Below are 21,908 nucleotides of genomic sequence, written 5' to 3'. Positions count from 1 at the left end.
CTCTCTAATATCATATATTAAATATATTTTCAAGATCTTCACTCGAGAGGTTTGCCGTTTCAAAATCAGATGGGGTGAATTCAGCATGTTTTCTCTGACAACAATGTTGAATCAAATCTCTCAATTGATTCATATACTCCATGAAAAATTGCGATATTGTTTCTTGTTTAAATTTGTTTTTGCTATACGTAATCGACAAATTCAACTTTTTATCTACTGTATACGCAACGATATCTAGCAAACAATCCATCTCATTTTTATTGCTGTTATCTTGACCGGAATTTTCATACGCAAATTCAAAAATTCCATTGGAAAATGTAGCATTAAAATCACCTAAATAGTTAAAACGAACATACTTTCGAGATTCGGAACTTAATTCCTTCGAAATATACTTTAAAACTCCATAATTTAGACCTTTACTTGGAACGCTACGCAATTGCTCTTTTAATTGTTTAATTTGTTGTGATATATCTACATCCTCAAATTGTAACCGAATTGGAAATAGGCTCGTAAACCATCCAATAGTTCGCGATACATCAATTTCATCATTTAATTCTTCACGCCCATGCCCTTCAATTTCAATAATCACATCATTTGTTTTAATATACTTAGCCATTACCAATGATAGCGCTATAATCATTAGTTCATTACCTTTTGTTCGATAAGCTTCATTTGCTTTTTGTAACAGCTGCATAGTTTCTTCTTCTGTTAACTTCTTAATCATTTTCTCGCAAAATTCCATACGATCCAATCCTAAATCAAAATCATTAAATGAATTCTCTTCATATTGATATACATGCTCCCAGTATCGCTTTTCTGATTCTGGAATTTTTTTACTCATTCTCTTTAACTCAATTGCCCAATCCTGTACCGAATTATCTTTTGGCGGCAAAGAAGTTTTCTGCTTATTTTCTATCTGTTTATATAATTGATTTATATCTTCAAAAATAATTCGCCAAGATATACCATCAACAGCTAAATGATGAGCTGTCATTAATAGTCTTTTACCAAAATCGCCCAAATCAAATATACAAACTTTAAGAAGAATTTCATTTTCAATATTAAAGCTCGATTTCAATATTTCTCCAATACTAGCAATACGAATACTTTGCTCTGTTTTTGATAATTCAGATAAATCTAATGATTCTATTTTTATTTTTTTATTGTAATTATTTTGATTATAAAATAATTCCTTCGTTTCCATCCGGTAATTCAAGCGAAAAGCGTCGTGATGACAAACTAATGAGCTAAATGCCGATTCAAGTATCCCAACCTCAACGTCATCCTTTACTTTGACTAACACTGACTGTGTATAATGGTTTATATTGTTCAAATCTTGCGAAAAAAACCATGAGATAGATGGTATCGTTTCAATACTACCAACACATTGTTGATTACTCTTCTGCTCTTTTGTGCTAGTCATTTCTAAATATAAAATCATATCTTCAATAACTGGATTAGCCAAAATATCCTTTGTTTTTATTTTAATCCCTTTCTCACGTATCTTAGAAGAAATTTGAATTGCTTTAATGGAATCCCCGCCTAGATGATAGAAGTTGTCTCTTATACTTACTTTTTCAACATTTAATACTTCACGTATAATACCTACTAAATCACTTTCTATCTCACCTTCAGTTTTTTTCTCTATTTTAACTTCAGGTTTCGGCAAGGCCTCTCTATCCAGCTTTCCGTTAAACGTCAACGGTATTTCTTTCAACACAATAAAATACGAAGGAATCATATAAACTGGTAAGATCTCTTTTAAGAATCTAAATAGTTCGGATGTCTTCACCTTAGCATTCTCAGTATAGTAGGCACAAAGATAGCGGTTTCCATCATAATCCTCTTGATCAATCACTACCACTTCCTTAATGCTCGGATATTTTTGCAAGTTTATTTCGATTTCTTTTAGTTCTATGCGGAACCCACGAACTTTTACTTGATCATCTTTCCTTCCCAAATACTCAATCTTATCTCCTTCAATAAATCTAGCTAAATCACCCGATTTATACATCTGCTCTTTTTCCGAATATGGATTTACAATAAATCTCTCTCTTGTTAAATCCTGATTGTTAAAATATCCTCTTGCAACACCTTCCCCAGAAATATAAATTTCTCCAACAACTCCCATTGGTACTGGGCGAAGATCGGAGTCCAACACATATATTTTCATATTTTGTGCAGGTACACCAATAGGAACAGATACCCCTTTATCTTTTTCAATATCGAATTGATGAATCATACATCCTACAACTGTTTCTGTGGGCCCATATTCATTATATATTTTTGTTTCTCTACCTAATTTTTTCTGTATGTTTGCGGCAAGGTCTACTGTTAAATTTTCTCCACCAACAATAATTTTTTTAATTGAACACCCAGCAAAGTCTGAATCTTTCAATAAAAACAGGTGAGATGGAGTTAATTTAATAATACTTGCTTTTTTTTCTTTAAATATCCTATATAATACATATTCGTTTGCATCAGCAGGATAAATAATAATCTGATTACCACTAATTAATGGGGTAAATAAAGTTGTAACAGTAAGATCAAAAGCAAGAGATGAATACAATGGGAAAACTTCATTTTCACTTGCGCCTACATATACTTGATTTGCCCAGGAAATATAATTAACCAATCCTTTCTGTTCAATCATTGTACCTTTAGGGTTTCCCGTAGAACCCGATGTATATATGATGTAAGCAAGGTCAGTCGGCTCACTTCTATTTTTAATATTAGAAGTATCTCCCATATAAATATGAGCTGCATTTATATGGATAACCTCAACCGCATACAAAGAAAGATCCCATTGATGCGAAATATCAAAATTAGTGAACAGAATATTGATATCTGAATCTTGCAGCATATAATTGACCCGTTCAGATGGATATTGTGGATCAATAGGTAAATATACCGCTCCTGCTTTTAAAATTCCTAAAATTCCAATAATTGTTTCTAGAGAATGCGTAGTTGATATTCCTATTACTGTACCTTTTGTTACATTTTTCTTTAATATATACCTCGCTAATTGATTAGATCTATCATTCAATTCACGATACGTAAGTTCCTTATCTTCCAGGCAAATCGCAACTCTATCTGGTGTCCTTTCTACTTGTTCTTCAAAAAGCTGATGGATTGTCTTGTCCTTTGGATACTCCCTATTCGTTGCATTAAATTCATATATCAATTTATTCCACATATCTTCTGGTAAAATTTCTAATTCCATCAACTTTTTATTAGGCGACTCCAACATCTGATTCAGTAAATGACTGATTCCAAGATACATTTGTTCAATTTGCTTTTCTGTATACATATGATCCTTATAATCTATATCTAGATTAAATCCTCCTAATCTAGACCATTCTCGAATAATCAATTGAATTGAATAAATCTGATTCCTATTGTAAAATTCTTCATTTTCTATTGGTGTACCATTAATTTCAGTAGGAAGTTTTGTATTGTAATAGTTAATACATGTATCAAATAAATCACCGTATCCCTTTTTCTTTAATTCCAAATCTTTCACCAATACATCATATGGATATTTTTGATGATAATAACAGCGAACCAATTCACGATTAATGCCTTTTATAAAATCTAAGACTGTCATTTCACTATCAACAGTATGACGAAATGGCATAGTACTTGTTAACATCCCCACAATATTTTTTTCATTTTTCCCCGCTCGATTAAGTACAGGCATTCCAATAATTAAATCATCCTGCCCATTTACTTTATTTAAGTAAATATAATATAGGGCAACAAAGAATGCGTACACAGAAACATTTATGTCAGTAGCAAATTGTTTAATTTCATCCGATTGATTATTTGTTAAAGAATATGTTTTTCTATTTGCCTTTGCACAATCTACTTCGTTCTTCCGCTTCACAATTGGGAGCTTACTAAACTTCTCATTCCAAAAATTTTTATCCTTCATAAATCTTTTTGAAGTTAAATAGGATTCTTCCTTCTCAAGGCAATACATATAGGTACTATTAAGCTGATCTGTTATTTTTTCACCTTTCAAAATTTGAGTGTATGCATTACAAATCTGTTCAGTTAAAAGATTCATAGACCAACCATCAGAAATTATATGATGGACCTTAACGAAATATCCCCCTTCTTTAGTATCTTGTAACTTGAACAAAGCAAAATCAAATAAGTCTTGTTCATTGATATCGAAAGGTTTTGAAGCTTCCTGCTGAACCCAGGCATCTAAATCCTTCTGACTATTAAAAATAGTATATCGAACTTGATATTTATGATATTTCTCCACATATTGATGAACCTTCTCATCCGATTCTACAAATCGATGCCTGATTCCATCATTTTTTTTTATAAAATAATTAATTGCTTTCTCAAGACAATCAAAATCCACTTCTCCTTGTATCTTTACTGTTCCCCCAATATTATGCAATGGCTGATGAGGATTAATTTTCTCCATATACCAAATCCTTTGTTGAGGATGAGTTAGTGAAAAATATTCTCTATACTTCAAATTATCACCACTTTATATTTAATGTTTTTCGAAATAATTAACTTTTTGACCATATCTAATCATTTTTTTCGTCATTTCATCCGTAATATTATTCCATACAAAACCCGTTTTTCTTAACAGCATATTCGTTTTATCTCCCATTATATGGAACAATGTTTGTTCGACATCATTAAATGTTTTCAATTCATCTCCTATACAATGCAGCTGTAAATTATATATATCTGATGCATATTGATTAAATTGCTTTTCATCAAAGATATAATCTATAAATTTATCAATTGAAGTTTCTTTTACATCTATGTCTAATCCATACGTTGTTAAAAGAGCTGATAAGCTTACATAGTTAGGATTGAAAATGTGATGAGTCTCATTCATTAATTCTTTTTTATTAAACAACTTAATAATTGCCTGACTAACATCATTCACACATGCAAAATCTATATCTCTTTCCATTTCTGGAACCAATCCAATTCTTATATATGATTTCATCATTGAGTATAATGCATTCTGCTCTATGTTTTCTTGAAACCTTCCTGTTTTAGAATCAAAACCAATGTTTCCCACTCGAAAAACATTTACATTTATTCCCTTATCCCTCGTTTCCAGTACAATCTTTTCAGCTTCTAACTTTGTCTTTGGATAAGGATTTTCAATAATTTGCCCTAAATCATTATCATACTCCGTATACAATATATCTTCGTTATTCTTTACTACACCAGAAGCTACAGCCAATGTAGAAATATGATTCACATCTTTCTTTACTCCCTTAAGCGAAAAATCAATTACATTTCTCGTAGCTAGAACGTTTGCTTCATAGGATTTTTCATATTTCCCATAATGACTAACACTGCCTGCTGAATGTATAATACATTGGATTGTTTCACTCAAATATTGATAGTTCGGCAAATCTAAGCCCATATATTTTTTTGTCAGGTCGCCACTATATACAAAAATTCTTTTCTTATACTTATCATAAAAAGATGTTCCAAAATAAGAGCAAACTTTTTCTTTAATGCGATTTTCTGCTTTTATACAATTGTCACTTCTTACAATCAAATGTACATTGCAATCTAATTCAGTTAATAAATCATGTAATAAGTAAACGCCCAAATATCCCGTGCTTCCTGTCAATAGAACTTCCTTATAACCGGTTTGGCAAGAAAGGTTGATTTCGTAATACTTTTTGTTTCTATCATCATATAAACTTCGTATCGCTATGTCTCCTCTTATCTTCTCCTCCATCAACCGATGCCTTTCTCCTCTAGCAATCAGATAAGTTGCTAATGCATCTGGAATGGTCTTCTCCTTTTTATATGTCATATGCTGCGCTAGATCAGAGACTCTAGGGTATTCAAATAAATGATTAATAGAAATATCAAAATCCTTCTGTAAGCTCGAAACAACATTGATAGCCGTTAGTGAGCTACCTCCTAATTCAAAGAAATCATCATGGATACTAACTTGTTTTACTCCCGTAACTCTCTTATATGATTCTATAATTTTCCGCTGTTTATCATCTTTCGGAACAACATTCCTCTTTAGCTCTTCTACATAGTCACTTTGCGATAAAGGGGAACTCTCTTCCATTTCAATATCCTTAGAAAGGCTAAAGAACTGCCGTTCAAAAGGATACGTAGGGAGTGGAACACGATATCTTCTTTCTTGCGAAAAATACTTGGACCAGTTAATCTTCACGCCATGAATATGCAACTTACCAATATTTTGAAGCAAGTAATTGTCATCAAAAATTTTTTCTTTAGGATGCCTTACAGTATTAATAATTGGGCATTTTGATTCTCCTTGAGTATGTTGTCTAACAAAACTACTTAATGTTCTACCTGGTCCAACCTCCACAAAAATACTTTCCGTACCCGATAGTAGATGCTTAATGCCCTCAGAAAATTCCACTACATGTCGCAGATGATTCACCCAATAATCTGCACTTTTTGCTTGTTCTTCCGTAATCCATTCTCCTGTCAAATTGGATACAAATGGTATTTTAATATCCTGGAAATTAATTTCTTTTAACCTCTTTCCATAGGTATCTAAAATTGAGTCCATCATGGATGAATGAAAGGCATGGGAAGTTGTAAGTTTTTTAAACTGAAAACCTTTCCTAATCAATTCCCCCTCAAAAGTATAGATTGCCTCATCAGAACCTGAGATTACGCATGATATTGGACTATTCACCGCGGCAATAGATACATCTTGATTCATTAGTGGTAAAATTTCATTTTTCGAAGCCATTACACTTATCATGCTTCCTTTAGGTAATTGCTGCATTAAGGTCGCCCGCTCATACACCAACTGTAGCGCTTGCTTTAATGAGAACACTCCCGCCAAACAAGCCGCCACATATTCCCCTATACTATGTCCAATCATGCCGTCCGGATAGACGCCCCATTCCATTAATGTTTTTGCTAATGAATATTCAAAAATAAATATTGCAGGCTGTGTATTAGATGTTTGATTTATATCATCTCTCATTCTAGCTTCCAGGTCCTTTGGATATAAGACTTCCTTCCAATCAATCCCACTAATCTCTTCTAAAATCTCACAACAAAGATTCACTTCATCTCGAAATCTCTTCTCTTCTTTATATAAATCCAATCCCATATTTACATATTGCGCACCCTGCCCGGGAAACATGAAAATTATTTGCTTACTACCGCCATCACAAATGTTAGTTTGAACCTTACCAGAATTTTGAATAAAAAATTCTCGCTTCGCTTCCTCTATATCCGAAACCACTAATGCTCTTCGATATTTTAAATTTTTCCTTCCATTTAAAAGTGTATAAGCTACATCAGCCAAATTCACATTATTGTTATGATTTAAATATTCAGCTAACTTTTTAGTTTGCTCTTCAAGAGATTTTTTCGTTTGTGCAGAAAAAGAAAGTAATTGATATCTCCTACTCCGCTCAGAAGCTTCTCTTTGGGGAGGTTCCTCAAGTACAACATGGGCATTTGTTCCTCCCATACCAAATGAACTTACTCCTGCTCTTAAAGGAAACTCTTGGTTCTTCCATTCTGCCAATGTATCCTGTACATAAAATGGACTATTACCAAAATTAATTTTTTCATTTGCTTTCTCGTAGTTAATGCTTGGTGGAATCATGCGATTCTCCAAAGCAACTACAGTTTTTATCAAACCTGCTATACCTGCAGCGTTATCAAGATGACCAATATTCCCTTTAACCGATCCAATACCACAAAAATTATTCTTCTCTGTATTAAATGCCAACTTCAAGGCTTCAACCTCAATCGGGTCACCTAGCATTGTTCCAGTACCATGAGCCTCTACATATGATATACTTTCAGATTCTACCTCGGCCATGTGATGAGCTGCTCTAATAACAGCAGCTTGTCCTTCTACACTTGGCGCATTAAAACTAACCTTATCAGCGCCATCATTATTTATTGCGGATCCTTTCACAACAGCATGGATGAAATCTCCATCAGCAATCGCATCCTCCATACGCTTCAAAACAACAATTCCCGCTCCATTTCCATTGACCGTTCCCCTAGCATTATCATCAAAAGGTCTACAGTGTCCATCTGGTGAAAGAATCATGCCATCCTTGTATAAATACCCTCTTTTCTCAGGTAATGTAAGTGAAACCCCTCCAGCCAAAGCAATGTCACAATCTCCACTTAATAGAGCTTGACATGCCAAGTGCACAGCAACCAATGAAGAGGAACATGCAGTTTGAACTGTATAACTAGGACCTTTCAAATTTAATTTATGTGATAATCTGGTGCCGAAAAATTGAGAACCATTTAAAAATTCTGCTTCTTTTATAAAATCTTTCGCTCCATCATATACCGCTTCTAACCAATATAAGTTTGTAGATGCTCCAATATAAGTACCAATTAAACCATTAAAGGTATCCGAAAAGTAAGCACTACTCTCTAATGCTTCCCAAGCACACTCGTGCAAAATTTTCAGCTGTGGATCCATTACCTCTAATTCCCTAGGTGAGTAATTAAATAATTTATTGTCGAACCATTCTGTTCCTGTAATAGCCCCACCAGCCTTTATATAATTGGGATTCTGGATCGTTTCTAGATCAATTCCTCCTTTCTGTAACTCCTTATCTGTGAAGAAAGTTACCGATTCTACACCATTCTTCAAATTTTCCCAGAATTCATTTATAGTATCTCCACCAGGAAATCTGCAAGACATTCCAATAATAGCAATCTCTATACCATTTCTTATCGGTTCCTGTGCACTATCATTCATTCGAATCCCTCTTTCTTTGACGTCTTTGTTTTAACCTATTTTTCGATTCCTTTATTACCTGAACTCTATTTGAATTCATTTTTTCCTGTACCCTGCTCTCAGCAGTCATCTTTAATTGCTGGGATAGAGAATAAATTGTAGGATATCTAAATAGCATCATTACAGTTATGTCGATGTTCAAATCATTTTTCAACCGTTCATTTATTTGAATAATATTCAGTGAATTCCCACCAAGTTCGAAGAAATGATCATAAATACCGACCTGATTTACCCCAAGTACCTGTTTCCAGATCTCCGCTATCATTTTTTCTAGATTCGTTCCAGGTGCTATATAAGTAGTACCTAACGATATATAATTCTCATCATCCCTTTCTTGCAAGGCTCTTACGTCGACTTTGTCGTTATTCGTTACAGGCATACTCTCTAATTGCACAAAATGTGACGGAATCATATATTCAGGTAACTTATTCCTCAAATACTCCCTTAATTCTGTACTGGTAACCTCTTGGTTTGTAATTAGATACGCACACAAATAGCTTTCATTACTTTGATTTTGTTTCGCAACAACAATTGCATTATCAATATATTTATGATTTAAAATGTGGTTTTTTATTTCATCTGGCTCTACTCGGACTCCCTTAACCTTTACCTGATGGTCAATCCTTCCAAGATACTCAATGTCCCCATTAGGGAGCCACCTTGTAAGGTCTCCCGTTTTATACATTTTCTCACCTGGAATAAATGGATTGGACATAAATTTTTCATCTGTCAAATCTGACTTATTGATATATCCCCTTCCTACACCTGCCCCAGCAATATATAACTCCCCAGTCACACCAATAGGTACAGGATAATAATCTTGATTTAAAATATATGCCCTATAGTTACTTAGAGGCTTACCTATTGGTATGCTCGAACCCTCTTCATTTTCACGACAAATATAGTATGTTGAAAAAATCGTCGTCTCGGTTGGACCATACAGATTAATAATCATCTCAGCATTAACAGTACTCTTTAATTGATCATAAAGACTCTTTGTAAAGACCTCACCGGCTACAAGAACATAGTTAAGAGGTTGACTTATGACAATATTATCTATTAAAACTTTCAAATGGGTAGGTACAGCGCCCAAGACATTAATTTTGTTTTTCTCAATAAAGTTCCACATATTTCTTGGCTCAGCGATTAGCTCTTCCTCAGGAATATATAACCTACCCCCAGAGAGAATCGGGAGAAGGATTTGTTGAACAGAAACATCGAATGTGATTTTTGCTAGCAATAAATGATTCATTTCTTGATTAAATTTTAATTTCCGAATGAGTCCTATCAACTGATTCACAATATTCTTGTGTTCGACCATAACCCCTTTAGGGTTACCGGTTGTTCCAGAGGTATAAATTACATATGCCAAATCGTCGGGCTGGTTTATGTTTTCAAGATAACAACCATCTTCTTTACAGTTTATTTCATCATCCAACCTAATTACTTCCTGTTCAAAAGTAAAGCGTTCCTTCATATTATTTCGGGCCAGAACCAACTGACAATCACTGTCTCTCAAAAAATATTTTATCCTGCTTATTGGAAGAGTGGGATCAATCGGTAAAAATGCCCCTCCTGCTTTTAGCACACTGAGAACTCCTATGACCATTTCTAAGGAAGGCTCTGCAATAAGTCCAACAACGCTATTTCTTTGCACTCCCTTTTTTCTTAAAGTGCGGGCCAGTTGATTTGCCCTTGCATCCAGCTCAGAGTACGTTAGTGTCATTTCTTTATATACGATGGCATTTTCTGATGGACCTTCTTTCACTTTCTGCTCAAATATCTCATGCACCGTCATTTGATACAAATATTCATCCGTCGTATTATTAAATTCATAAAGAACGGTTTTCATCTCTGATTCAGACATCATCTGGATATCTTGTAATGGTATATCCATCTTTTCGGTAATCTCATCAAGTAGATAAATAAAATGTTCTGCTAATCTTTGTACTGTATCCTTCTTGAATATATCCTTACGATACTTCCACTTAAAATGCATATCTTCATTAATTTCTAATACATGAATGAACATATCAAATTGAGTCATACTACTTTCAAATGGGAATTTTCGGAAAGTTAATTCCCCTTTATCCTTAAAGAAATACTCATCATTATCCAAAGAAAACATAATATCAAATATTGGATTTCTCCCTGTATTTCGATAAGCATCTACTTGATTTACTAACAATTCAAACGGATATTCCTCATGATCAATGGCTTTTATTGTATTATCCTTCACTTCATCCAGAAAATTCAGAAATGTTTTTTTGCGACATGGGAAATTTCTTATTACTACCGTATTCACAAACATACCAATAGTCCGTTCCAAACCTGGACGAGATCGGCCAGCTGTAGGGGTACCAATCGTAATATCTTCTTGACCCGTATATTTTAAAAACAATACATTTAAAGCAGCAAGTAGCACCGTATATAGGGTTGTCCCATTCTCCTTCGCTATCTTTTTCAAACGCTTTGTCAAATCGTATCCCGCCATAATTGGTACATAATCACTATCATAAAGTTGCACCGGGTGTCGTGGATAATCTGTATTTAACTCCAGTAATGGAGGTTCATCTTTAAATATGTTTAGCCAATACTTTTCTTTACTCTTAAAATCATCAGTCTGAAAAAATTCTGCCTGCCATACTGCATAGTCTCTATATTGTAATTTAATCGGAGGCAAATCTTTATTTAAATAACTATCATAAAATTCCTCCATAATTATGTCCATCGATATACCATCAAAGACAATATGGTGAGCATCAGTTAACAGCAAATGCTTATTTTCTCTGATTTTAATAACTTTGATTCTAAATAGAGGAGGTTGTCCCAGATTAAAAGGTGTAGCAAACCCATGTACATACTCCATTAATTCTTCTTCCGATGCTTCAACGATATCAACAATAACCTTTAATTTAGGATGTACATACTGCACCACTTGTCCATTGATGAATGAAAACGATGTACGTAAAGATTCATGACGATCAACAAGATGTTGGAAAGCTCTCACCAACATATCATATTCGAGATCACCCTCTATGATTGTCCCCGACGGTAAATTATAAGCTACTGAATCACGATTAAGTTGCCACATAATAAATAGCCTTTTTTGCTGTGATGAAACAGGATAGTATTCTCTTGCTTCAACAGGTAATATAATTGAACTTTTATGTTGTTCCCCATCCAGTATTAGAGTTGTAAATTCTTTTATAGTTGGCTTTTTAAACATTTCACTTAAGTGTATATTCACGTCAAATTCTTGGTTAACTTTCAATATAATCGAAGCAGCATTTAAAGAATGCCCACCTAACTCAAAAAAATTATCATACACTCCTATCTTTTGAATATTAAGAACATCTCTCCATATATGTGCAACCTTTTTTTCCAATTCGCCTTCTGGTGCAACATAGTCGAAGTCTGATACTGGATCCAAGTTGGACACTGGCAATGCTTTACGATCAATTTTCCCGTTTTGATTGAGTGGCATTTTTTTCAGTTGAGTGAAGTAGGTTGGCACCATGAAATTCGGCAAACTTTTAATAAGGAAATTTCTTAATTCTGAGTTTGTTATATTCACATTGGCAACAAAATAAGCACTTAATACTTTCGTACCGAAAGTATCTTCGATTGCAACAACAACAACCTCATCTACATCTGGATGCTTCATAAGACCAGTCTCTATCTCCCCAACTTCTACCCGAAACCCCCTTATTTTCGTAAGATTATCTTTCCTTCCAATAAATTCAATATTCCCATCAGGCATCCACCTTGCCATATCTCCTGTTTTATAAACTTTTTTTTCGGTAATTTTCGGAAACTCTACAAATTTTTCTCTCGTTAAATCTGGAGCATTATAATACCCACGTGCCAATCCAACCCCAGCAATACACAGTTCTCCTGTTATACCAATAGGTACAAGATTCATCTCTTGATCAACAATGTATATTTCGACATTATTAAGAGGCTTTCCGATTGGAATCACCTTCAATTCTTCTATCTCTTGATTACTAATTCTATAGAAAGAGGCTAAATCCGTGCATTCCGTGGGACCATACGTATTTATAATTTCGCTCTTGAAATTTATTGATTTAACTAAAGGTTTGAGTTTTTTACAATTTATCGATTCACCACCTAAAAAAATACGCTTCAACGTGATTAACCTACTAAAATTAGTTCTCTCATTATAATCAACCAATGGATAAAAACCACTTGGGGTACAATTAATGCTCGTGATTTTATGAATATTTATATAATCAGACATTTTATTGTAATCATACATACCTGACTCAAAAAGGTGCAATCGCCCCCCTTTTATCAATGGAGCAAATAAATTTTTATGCGCTGTATCGAAACTAATTGGGGCAATTAATAATACATTATCGGTTGGATTCATATCAAATTCATTGGTATACCAGTTGAGCAAATTCATAAATGAATTTCTTTTCACCATAACTCCTTTAGGGTCACCAGTGCTCCCAGATGTATAAAGAACATACATTAAGCTCTCTAATGGAATTTTCAATTCTAAATTACCACTCATTTCTATAGGTGTACCGTCTCCCAAAGTTGTATCTATATCAACAAATCTAGTGTTTTCAATTATAAAATTAAATTCATTATTGCTGCACTTCAAAATGATATCTACATTAGAATTACTTAAGAGATAATTAATTCGTTCATTTGGATAGTTTGGATCAATGGGTAAATATGCAGCTCCTGCCTTTAAAACACCTAATATACCAATTGGAAGTTCGAGCGATCTATCTAACATAATCCCTATTACAGAATCTTTTTTAGCTCCTAATTCAACTAATTTATGTGCTATATGATTTGCTCTTATATTTAATTCCTCGTAAGTTAAATTTTGATTTTGGTAAAAGACTGCTAGCTTATGGGGACTTTTAGCTACTTGAAATTCAAACAAGTCAACCACAGATTGATCCTTAGGAAAACCTGTTTTTGTGTTGTTAAACTCATTTAGAATACGATTTCTCTCATTGGATAAAATATCAATTTCAGAGAGCCTTATACTCGGATTAGCTACTACTGCTTTTAACAAATGAGTCAATTGATTTATAACTCTTTCAATCAAGTCTCCTACACTTTCTTTACAAGTGATACAACACTCTATTTTATCTCCATGCCATTTAAAATTAAAGACGGTATCTGCATTTGTATAATGATTAGAAATATTATGTTGAATATTTTCAAACTGTATGACTGTACGAGGATTCAGTTTATTAGAATTTGCATTCTCATCTCCTAAAAGTTTTGCTAATCGCTTATGCGATACTTTCTGATTTTTATTTGCCTCTGTAATGTTTTGTTGTACTTTTAATAGAAGCTCTTTAAATGTCATATTACTATGGACATTACTTCTTATAATCAAAAGATGATCATAATATGCTGTGCCAGATTTTGATTGAATTACTGGCGTTCCAATAGAAATATCTTTACTATCCGTGTATATTGAGAGCAAATATTTCACACTAGCAATCAAAATGATAAACATTCCATATTCAGAATGATTACTTATTTCACTAATTTTATGTGATATGTTTTCTGATAATCTATATGTAAATATTTTTTCTTCCTGATTTTTCACACCAACTTTTTTATTAAAATTTACAAAACTACTCATTTCTAAATCCGTTGATAGTTGATCCAACCAAAACTTCTCCTCTTTAGTTAACAAATCTGCATTATAAACATCATTGCTCATAATAATCTCCTCTCCCAACCAATGTTGAATTAATAAGATTTATAATATCAATGTAATTTTCATTAATAAAAAAGTGATCTCCTGGATAGCCATAAACAACAGTATCTCTCGAAGTAAACTCACACCATTTTTTCATGTATTCCTCAGTAACATCATCCAGCTTACCGTACATTGCAGTAATACACGTATTTAACTTGTACAATTCATTACTGAATTTATATTCTTCTATCAATTTAAAGTCAGATCTTAAAATTGGGATAAATATATCCATTAACTGCTGATTATTAAGAATTTCTTTTGGAGTACCATTTAAATTTAATATCACATCTTTAAATTCTTTTTCTGGTAAGTTAGACACTTTTTGTTCTCTAATAAAATTTGGGGGCTTTACACCTGATAGAAAAATATGCACAGGAGCATTAAGATTTCTACTTTCTATTTCCTTACAAAGTTCATAAGCGATAAGCCCGCCCATACTGTGACCAAAAAACGCGTAATCGCAATTACCTACAACTCTATATATACATTCGAATATATCATTAACCGCGTGATTCATATCATCATAACAATCTTCTTGAAATCTTTTACCCCTTCCTGCGTATTGAATTGGTTTCAATTCAATACTAGGATGTAAGTAATTTTTCCACTTACTATATATCGAACCGGATCCACCAGCATAAGGAAAACAAAAAAGCATCGTGTTATTCATATACTCTCCTTTCCTATGAATCAAAATTATTTACTAAATTTTAAAAGGCTCTATAGAACTTAATTAGCCACCTAACATCTCCCAATTTTTTTATTAATCTAGCTCCCATTTATATTTTAGGGTGCAATCAGGAATTATCTTTGGTAAACCATTAAATTTCCATACAGCCTATGTAGCACAACACGTATAATGATCTATTTCCCTTTCACTTTATTCCAAAATGGTATCCGTCCTTGTATATCATCTATTACAGAAGAGAATCCTGGTGCAGTGGAAAAAAAGAACCCTGTACAATGATGCGCTTTTTGATATTCTTCATCTTTCATTAAAATAAGATGAGCCTTCTTTATGTTAAAGTGTGGAACAGCAGGGAACAAGTGATGTACCAAATGGTATGAGTTTCTATGAGGATGAATGAGAAAGCGCTCAAACCAATTCCCAAAAGAATTTCTTGATGCAAATATCTCATTTTCCGATTCTAGTCCTGCATGTTCGGCCATTTCAGCCCAATATTTTAACATTTGAAAAGTTGTTAAAAACGGAACTACCCAAAATAAAATCAACTCTTGCCAGAAACCGAAAACAATCGAACAAATAATGATAGCGCCCCAATATAGAGTCCTGATTATTTGATCAAATCTAGGTTCCTCTTTTGCATATGCTGTTACTTTGATCATTCCAATCAAATAATTCGGCACATGTACTAAGAACAAAGGCTTTAAGCAATGCTGAATAAAAAATTTCATTTTATTTTTAGTCGGTTTATCTAACCCAACAATTTGATACCTTTGCTTATCAGGGTCTATCTCACTCCATAAATACCTGTGGTGATTCATGTGACTCTTACAATATGCTTTATAAGAAATCATTATCGGATAAGCAGCAAAGAAACATGCAACCCACTTATTTAATTTACGATTTTTAAAAAGCATACGATGACTTGACTCATGCATCATAATATCAAGGCCACGCATACGGCTACCAATGATAACAATACTAATCAAATACATCCACATAGTAGGGATAAAATAATTCAATGCAATTACTAAGGACACAATACCCCAATCCAATCCTATGGCAAAAAAATTATACCAATTGTTGGTTTTTTGTAATTCGCGAATTTCCAAGTTGATTTCTTTCGAAAAACGATGCTTCTCTAACTCTTTCTTTTGACTTTCCCCTAAATCGGTAGTTCCTCTAATCATATTATTAACTCCTTTATATAGAAATTAATGCTGTTGATTTATATCAGGAATCCTTCATTTAAATCCTTAACAAACACCCTTAGGCTCTCAAAATTTATACTCTAATTAATCATTTAAAGCGAACAATCCAACAGTTTTTATAAGCATATTAACTCTTAGTTAAATATTCATATCCTTTTTTATTTTGTAGGTATCAAAAAACATCCATGAATCTCAAAAACTAAATCTTTTTTTCAGAAATTAATTTATCAATCCCACTTTTAATAGGAACTACATTTCGTTCCACATTAGACATAATATGGAATTGCATCTTAGACTTTGCATTTACAGATGAATGAACCCTCACACCTGGATCAAATCCAAATACAAAATATTTGAGAATCTCATCATTTTCCATTGAAATCCAAACACCATATCCATAATGTAAACTATTATTTTTCACATAAGGAGTTAACAACTGATTAGTGTACTCTTTATTTAGGAGTTTCCCATTAAATAATCCATTCCAAAATTCTCCTAAATCTAAAACTGTTGTAAAAGCCCCTCCATCTGGCCCACCAACTATAGGGACCGAATAGATATTAGTTCTCCAAGTGTTATCATCTTTATTATCTATATATCCAAGTGCAGTTCGTTCCGGCAGTTGATCCATCCGGAAATATCCTGAATCTGACATGCCGCAAACCTGAAATATATTCTCTTTTACATATTCTGCAAACTTCATCCCTGTCAATTTTTCTACAATCAACCCAAGTAAAATATAACCTGCATTACTATAAGAAAATTTACTTCCAGGATTAAACTTCATATGATAATTTTGAAACATAGGCAGAAAATCTGCAGGAGATTTAATAGAATACATTGGGGTATCCTTCCATAAATCTTCAAAATCATCCATTTCTTCTTCATCAAAATAATCTGGTATGCCCGAAGTATGAGTTAATAAATGATGAATTGTAATACCTTCATAAAAATTTGGGAATGAGTCTTCTAAACACTCTTTCAAACAAGTATCAAAAGTTAAAACACCCTTTTCAACTAATTGACATATTGCAACTGCAGTAAAAATTTTACACCCAGAAGCCATACCAAACCGAGTACGTGATGTATTAAAAATTTGTTCACTTCTATTCGCATATCCAAATCCATCTTCAAAGATCTTTTTTTTATTTTGAATTAAAATCGCACCTGAGAATGGTAATTTATCATCATAATTCTTTATAAATTCTTTTATTTCTCCAGAAATTATCACTTACCCAATCCCCTTTTATTTTTCTGATTTTTCCAACTATTAAACAGGGTTAATTGTAACTTCATTTAATTTTCAAAGCAATCTAAAATACATAACAAAACTTGAGAAACTTTTTTAATAATTGAATTGACTTCAAAAAAAAAATAAAACATAAGTTTGTTCATTTCTTCAAAATAGCTATACAATAACACTTAATATAATTCACATGATTTCTCAATAAATCTTATATCGCTCTCTATAACTTAATGGTAGTTGATAAATAATAAAATTAATTATACATTTAAATTCTCTTGAGACTATTATTTATATTGTTAGTGAGGTCATTATGAAAAAAATTGATAGTTACTTAGAAATTATTGCAGTTAAATTAGGAATTTTACTACCCTACAAAGACATAGAGCTGAAACTCACAGAATTACCTAAAAATGAAAGGGAAAGAATTTTAAGATTTCATAAATTAGAAGATCAACAAAGAACATTATTAGCTCATCTATGCATCAGAAAACGTTTGCAAAGATTATTGCTCATACCTGCAGATACTATCTCTATTAAAAGAGATCGAACAGGCCGCCCTTTTTTAAATAAATATCATGGTTGGAAGGGGGATTTTAATTTATCTCATTCTGAAGAATGGATTATATGTGGACTTGCTTCAACTGGACGAATTGGTGTAGACATTGAAAAAATTCAACCTATAGATCTTTCCGTAACCGAACTATGCTTTACTCAAGAAGAAATTGACTATTTTCAGTATATTCCTCACGATAGACAGTTATCGTTTTTCTTTGATATTTGGACTCTAAAAGAATCATTTGTTAAAGCAATTGGAAAAGGACTTCTATATCCATTAGATAGTTTTGGCTTCAATATGGACGATTGGTCCCAAAATAAAATAACCTTACGGAACACTAATTCCGATTTTAGTCAATTCTATTTCTGCCTAAATCGGTTAGAGCAAAATTACACTATCGCGGTTTGTTATACAGATTGGGAACAGATAAACAATTCGTCTATAAAGATACTAGACTGTTCTGAGTTCCTATAATTATTTTACGTTTTTTAGAGAAAAAATACATCCAACATTTAAAATGACTGAAAAAACAGAAAATAATCACTGTAATTATTATAAACTCAATCTTTTTTAAGTTCCTATATTATTACGTTTTATCTTCTGCATTCAAAAATATTTTAAGCTTCAATCATTGTATAACAATTTAAAAATCACCTATATTGGAGGATTATAAGAATGAGTATATTAAAGTCATATTGCTCAAGTGAATATAGTACGTTAAAAAAAGTTATACTATGTGAACCATTATATATGAATATTTCTAGTGGTATAAACAAGACCCAAAAATATTTTATCAATTTAGGCTTTAATGTAAATCTGGCAAGAGAACAATATTCAAAATTTATTGATATACTTAAAGAAAATAGAATACACACTCTAATGCTACCTCCTAAAGTCCGCTTTCCCGAACAAGTTTTCACAAGGGATGTCGGCTTTACCATAGGAGAAACAGTTTTTATTTCTAACATGAAAAATGAAGTTCGTAAAGGGGAAGAGCGAATTTTCAAAAAAATATTGTCAGAACAAGATATTGCTTATATAGATTGTATTAATAGTCATATAGAAGGTGGTGACGTCATTATCGATCAAGATATTGTATATATTGGCGTGAGCAATCGAACGTTATTTAACTCTGTAAAAAAACTTCAACAGTTTCTCACACACTATAAAATAATTCCTGTTCCTTTTTCCAAAGATTTTTTACATTTAGATTGTGTTTTTAATATCATTTCAAAGGAAGAAGCCTTAATATATCCACATGCATTTAGTAATAGTACATTAAAAATGTTATCAGATCGTTATAATTTAATAGAAGTATCTAAAAAAGAGCAATTTACTTTAGCCACCAATGTATTATCTTTAGGCAATAAAAAGATGATTAGTTTACCCATTAATACTACAACAAATAAAGAGCTGAGACTTAGAGGTTATGAGGTTATTGAAATCGACTTTGGAGAAATTATAAAATCTGGCGGATCTTTTCGCTGCTGCACTCTTCCTCTACAAAGGGGATGATTAAAAAACTAAAAATTAAAAGCTCACATTATAAAGGTGTTACGTTATTACGTAACACCTTTTCTCAAGGATAAACTTCCTTTACTTCTCTTCCGGATAATCACAGTACTCAATGATTGTTCCCTCTGTATCCGCTGGGTTAAGATAAATTAATCGTCTACCATGTTTATTAATTCGAAGCGTATGTTCTAACGTTCGAATCCCTTGTTCCTTTAATTCTTCTAAAGCTACATCTAAATCGTCTACACGATACGCAACATGATGGACACCTTTCCCTTTTTGCTTTATAAATCGTGCTATTGGAGAAGTCGTATTATTCGTTGGCGCAAGTAATTCGATTCTATCACCATCAACTTCAAGAATAGCTACTTCGCTTTCAACACCAGGTGCTTCACTTACGTATCGATCTATTAAAGTTCCTGATAAAACCTTTTCATAAAACTGTATCGTACTATCTATATCACGAACTGCGATCCCGATATGGTCAATTGTTTTTTTCATTTTATTTCCCCTATTACTTTATTTTTTCTATTCTTATCAATAGTAACAAAAAAAGTTATAGAATCAAATTCTATAACTTTTTTCATTTAACTTATTTTCTTATTCGCACTAGCTGCTGGGCGAACTCCATTTTTCGTTTTTACAACGCTAATACCATAGCCGATAAATCCACCGATAATCGCTGGGAAGATCCAGCCTAATCCTACTTCCTGCATCGGAAGGAATTTAGTGAACACTTGGCTTACTACTTCAATGTTAACTCCAGCTGCACTTAATCCATCGAATAAGCTGATGATAAATGTTACGATTAAGCTCACTTGATAAACTTCAGCTCTACCTTTGAATAACGAGTGGAAGAATGTTAAGAAAATCAGCACGATTGCTAGTGGATAAATTGCTGTTAATACTGGCACAGAAACTGCAATTAATTGCGTTAATCCAACATTTGCAACAATTGCACTAAATACACATAGCGTGATTGCGATTGCTTTGTAAGGAACATTTGGGAATAACTTATGGAAAAATGAAGAACACGCTGATACAAGTCCCACACTTGTTGTTAAACAAGCAACTGTAATCATTAACCCTAATAATACCCCGCCATATGATCCGAAATAGTAGTTAGAAACTTTTGCTAATACTTCTCCGCCGTTTTCTAAATGTCCAAGCTTCGCAACGCTTGAAGCTCCCATATAAGAAAGAGCTGTATAAATAATTGCTAAAATAGATGCAGCAATCAGTGTTGCTTTTGCACAAACAACCATAATTTGTGTTTTCGTTTTCGCACCTTTTTCTTTAATTGCATTAATAATGATGATCCCAAATACGAACGATGCAAGCGTGTCCATTGTTAAGTATCCTTCTTGGAATCCTTTGAAAAATGCATGTGATGTATACCCTTCAACTGGTGCTTGCATTTCTCCAATCGGATGAATAAAAGCAACAATTACTAAAATACCGATGAATGTTAATTTAATTGGGGTTAAGATTTTTCCAACAATATCGACAATTTTCGCAGGATTTAGCGAAAAAAAACAAGTAATACTAAAGAATATAATTGTAAAAAGAATTAACGGTGTAGAACCTAATCCCTCTGGCATAAACGGCTTAAGACCAATTTCATAAGAAACATTTCCCGTTCTTGGTATTGCAAATAACGGACCGATTGCTAAGTATAAAACTGTTGTAAATACAATCCCAAACACTGGGTGAGCACGACTTGCTAATGACTGTAAATCATCTTTACCTGAAAAACCAAATGCTAATACACCTAGTAATGGTAAACCTACTCCTGTTACTAAAAATCCAGCGTTAGCAATCCATACATTCTCTCCTGCCGATTGACCAAGCATCGCTGGGAATATTAAATTTCCTGCTCCAAAAAATAGTGCAAATAACATTAATCCGATAACTACTATGAACGAAAACGGTACTTTATTCGCCATAATATAACCCCCATTCAAATTTCCTTATTTCATTTTCCAATTTTAACTAATTGAATTTTCTGAATATTTAATTTAAGTATCAACTATTCTTGAACTCATTATAGTTTGTTATATAATATTTTGCAATACTATTTTCAAACTTTTCATTCATTTTATGAATATACATTTTTTAACATGGAAATTAGACTAAAAAACCAACATGGTCATCC

Annotated in this window: 10 protein-coding genes; 2 read left to right on the top strand and 8 right to left on the bottom strand. The window is 32.8% G+C overall.

The window, feature by feature from the left end; translation table 11 throughout:
- Positions 1–10: 10 nt before the first annotated feature.
- The 6 genes from B5P40_RS01380 to B5P40_RS01355 form a co-directional block, all read right to left on the bottom strand.
- Positions 11–4,495, bottom strand: coding sequence for a non-ribosomal peptide synthetase (locus tag B5P40_RS01380; RefSeq protein ID WP_113708729.1), 4,485 nt, complete (start codon positions 4,493–4,495; stop codon positions 11–13).
- An 18-nt stretch (positions 4,496–4,513) separates the two neighbouring features.
- Positions 4,514–8,740, bottom strand: a complete 4,227-nt coding sequence (locus B5P40_RS01375; protein ID WP_113708728.1) for a type I polyketide synthase — start codon at positions 8,738–8,740, stop codon at positions 4,514–4,516.
- Complete coding sequence (locus tag B5P40_RS01370) at positions 8,733–14,501, bottom strand: non-ribosomal peptide synthetase (protein ID WP_113708727.1); 5,769 nt, start codon at positions 14,499–14,501, stop codon at positions 8,733–8,735. Before B5P40_RS01370 ends, B5P40_RS01375 begins: the two co-directional genes overlap by 8 nt.
- Complete coding sequence (locus B5P40_RS01365; RefSeq protein ID WP_002193100.1) at positions 14,491–15,210, bottom strand: thioesterase II family protein; 720 nt, start codon at positions 15,208–15,210, stop codon at positions 14,491–14,493. Before B5P40_RS01365 ends, B5P40_RS01370 begins: the two co-directional genes overlap by 11 nt.
- 194 nt (positions 15,211–15,404) lie before the next feature.
- On the bottom strand, positions 15,405–16,415 hold the full coding sequence (locus B5P40_RS01360; protein ID WP_002189230.1) for a fatty acid desaturase family protein: 1,011 nt from the start codon (positions 16,413–16,415) through the stop codon (positions 15,405–15,407).
- Positions 16,416–16,635: 220 nt separating this feature from the next.
- Complete coding sequence (locus B5P40_RS01355) at positions 16,636–17,667, bottom strand: serine hydrolase domain-containing protein (protein WP_002189229.1); 1,032 nt, start codon at positions 17,665–17,667, stop codon at positions 16,636–16,638.
- A gap of 325 nt (positions 17,668–17,992) precedes the next feature.
- Here B5P40_RS01355 and B5P40_RS01350 point away from each other — a divergent pair, with 325 nt between their 5' ends.
- Complete coding sequence (locus tag B5P40_RS01350; RefSeq protein ID WP_002193101.1) at positions 17,993–18,712, top strand: 4'-phosphopantetheinyl transferase family protein; 720 nt, start codon at positions 17,993–17,995, stop codon at positions 18,710–18,712.
- A gap of 201 nt (positions 18,713–18,913) precedes the next feature.
- Entirely contained in the window at positions 18,914–19,753 is an 840-nt protein-coding gene (locus B5P40_RS01345; RefSeq protein WP_002189227.1) for a dimethylarginine dimethylaminohydrolase family protein, read from the top strand.
- A gap of 81 nt (positions 19,754–19,834) precedes the next feature.
- Here B5P40_RS01345 and B5P40_RS01340 read toward each other — a convergent pair whose 3' ends face one another.
- Together B5P40_RS01340 and brnQ are read right to left on the bottom strand one after the other, a co-directional pair.
- Positions 19,835–20,254, bottom strand: coding sequence for a VOC family protein (locus B5P40_RS01340; RefSeq protein ID WP_002126861.1), 420 nt, complete (start codon positions 20,252–20,254; stop codon positions 19,835–19,837).
- Between the two features lie 86 nt (positions 20,255–20,340).
- Positions 20,341–21,699: a branched-chain amino acid transport system II carrier protein gene (brnQ, locus tag B5P40_RS01335; protein ID WP_002189226.1), complete on the bottom strand. Its 1,359-nt coding sequence runs from the start codon at positions 21,697–21,699 to the stop codon at positions 20,341–20,343.
- Between the last annotated feature and the right edge of the window lie 209 nt (positions 21,700–21,908).

It is taken from the genome of Bacillus sp. SRB_8, assembly GCF_003264205.1.
Taxonomy (GTDB): Bacteria; Bacillota; Bacilli; order Bacillales; family Bacillaceae_G; genus Bacillus_A; species Bacillus_A mycoides.
The sequence above is the reverse complement of the archived record's forward strand: the minus strand, read 5'-3'. Positions and strand labels throughout refer to the sequence as shown.

Coding starts and splice junctions, on each gene's coding strand:
- B5P40_RS01340 (WP_002126861.1), bottom strand. CDS start 20,254: ATGAAAAAAACAATTGACCATATCGGGATCGCAGTTCGTGATATAGAT.
- B5P40_RS01350 (WP_002193101.1), top strand. CDS start 17,993: ATGAAAAAAATTGATAGTTACTTAGAAATTATTGCAGTTAAATTAGGA.
- B5P40_RS01365 (WP_002193100.1), bottom strand. CDS start 15,210: ATGAATAACACGATGCTTTTTTGTTTTCCTTATGCTGGTGGATCCGGT.
- B5P40_RS01345 (WP_002189227.1), top strand. CDS start 18,914: ATGAGTATATTAAAGTCATATTGCTCAAGTGAATATAGTACGTTAAAA.
- brnQ (WP_002189226.1), bottom strand. CDS start 21,699: ATGGCGAATAAAGTACCGTTTTCGTTCATAGTAGTTATCGGATTAATG.
- B5P40_RS01360 (WP_002189230.1), bottom strand. CDS start 16,415: ATGATTAGAGGAACTACCGATTTAGGGGAAAGTCAAAAGAAAGAGTTA.
- B5P40_RS01370 (WP_113708727.1), bottom strand. CDS start 14,501: ATGAGCAATGATGTTTATAATGCAGATTTGTTAACTAAAGAGGAGAAG.
- B5P40_RS01375 (WP_113708728.1), bottom strand. CDS start 8,740: ATGAATGATAGTGCACAGGAACCGATAAGAAATGGTATAGAGATTGCT.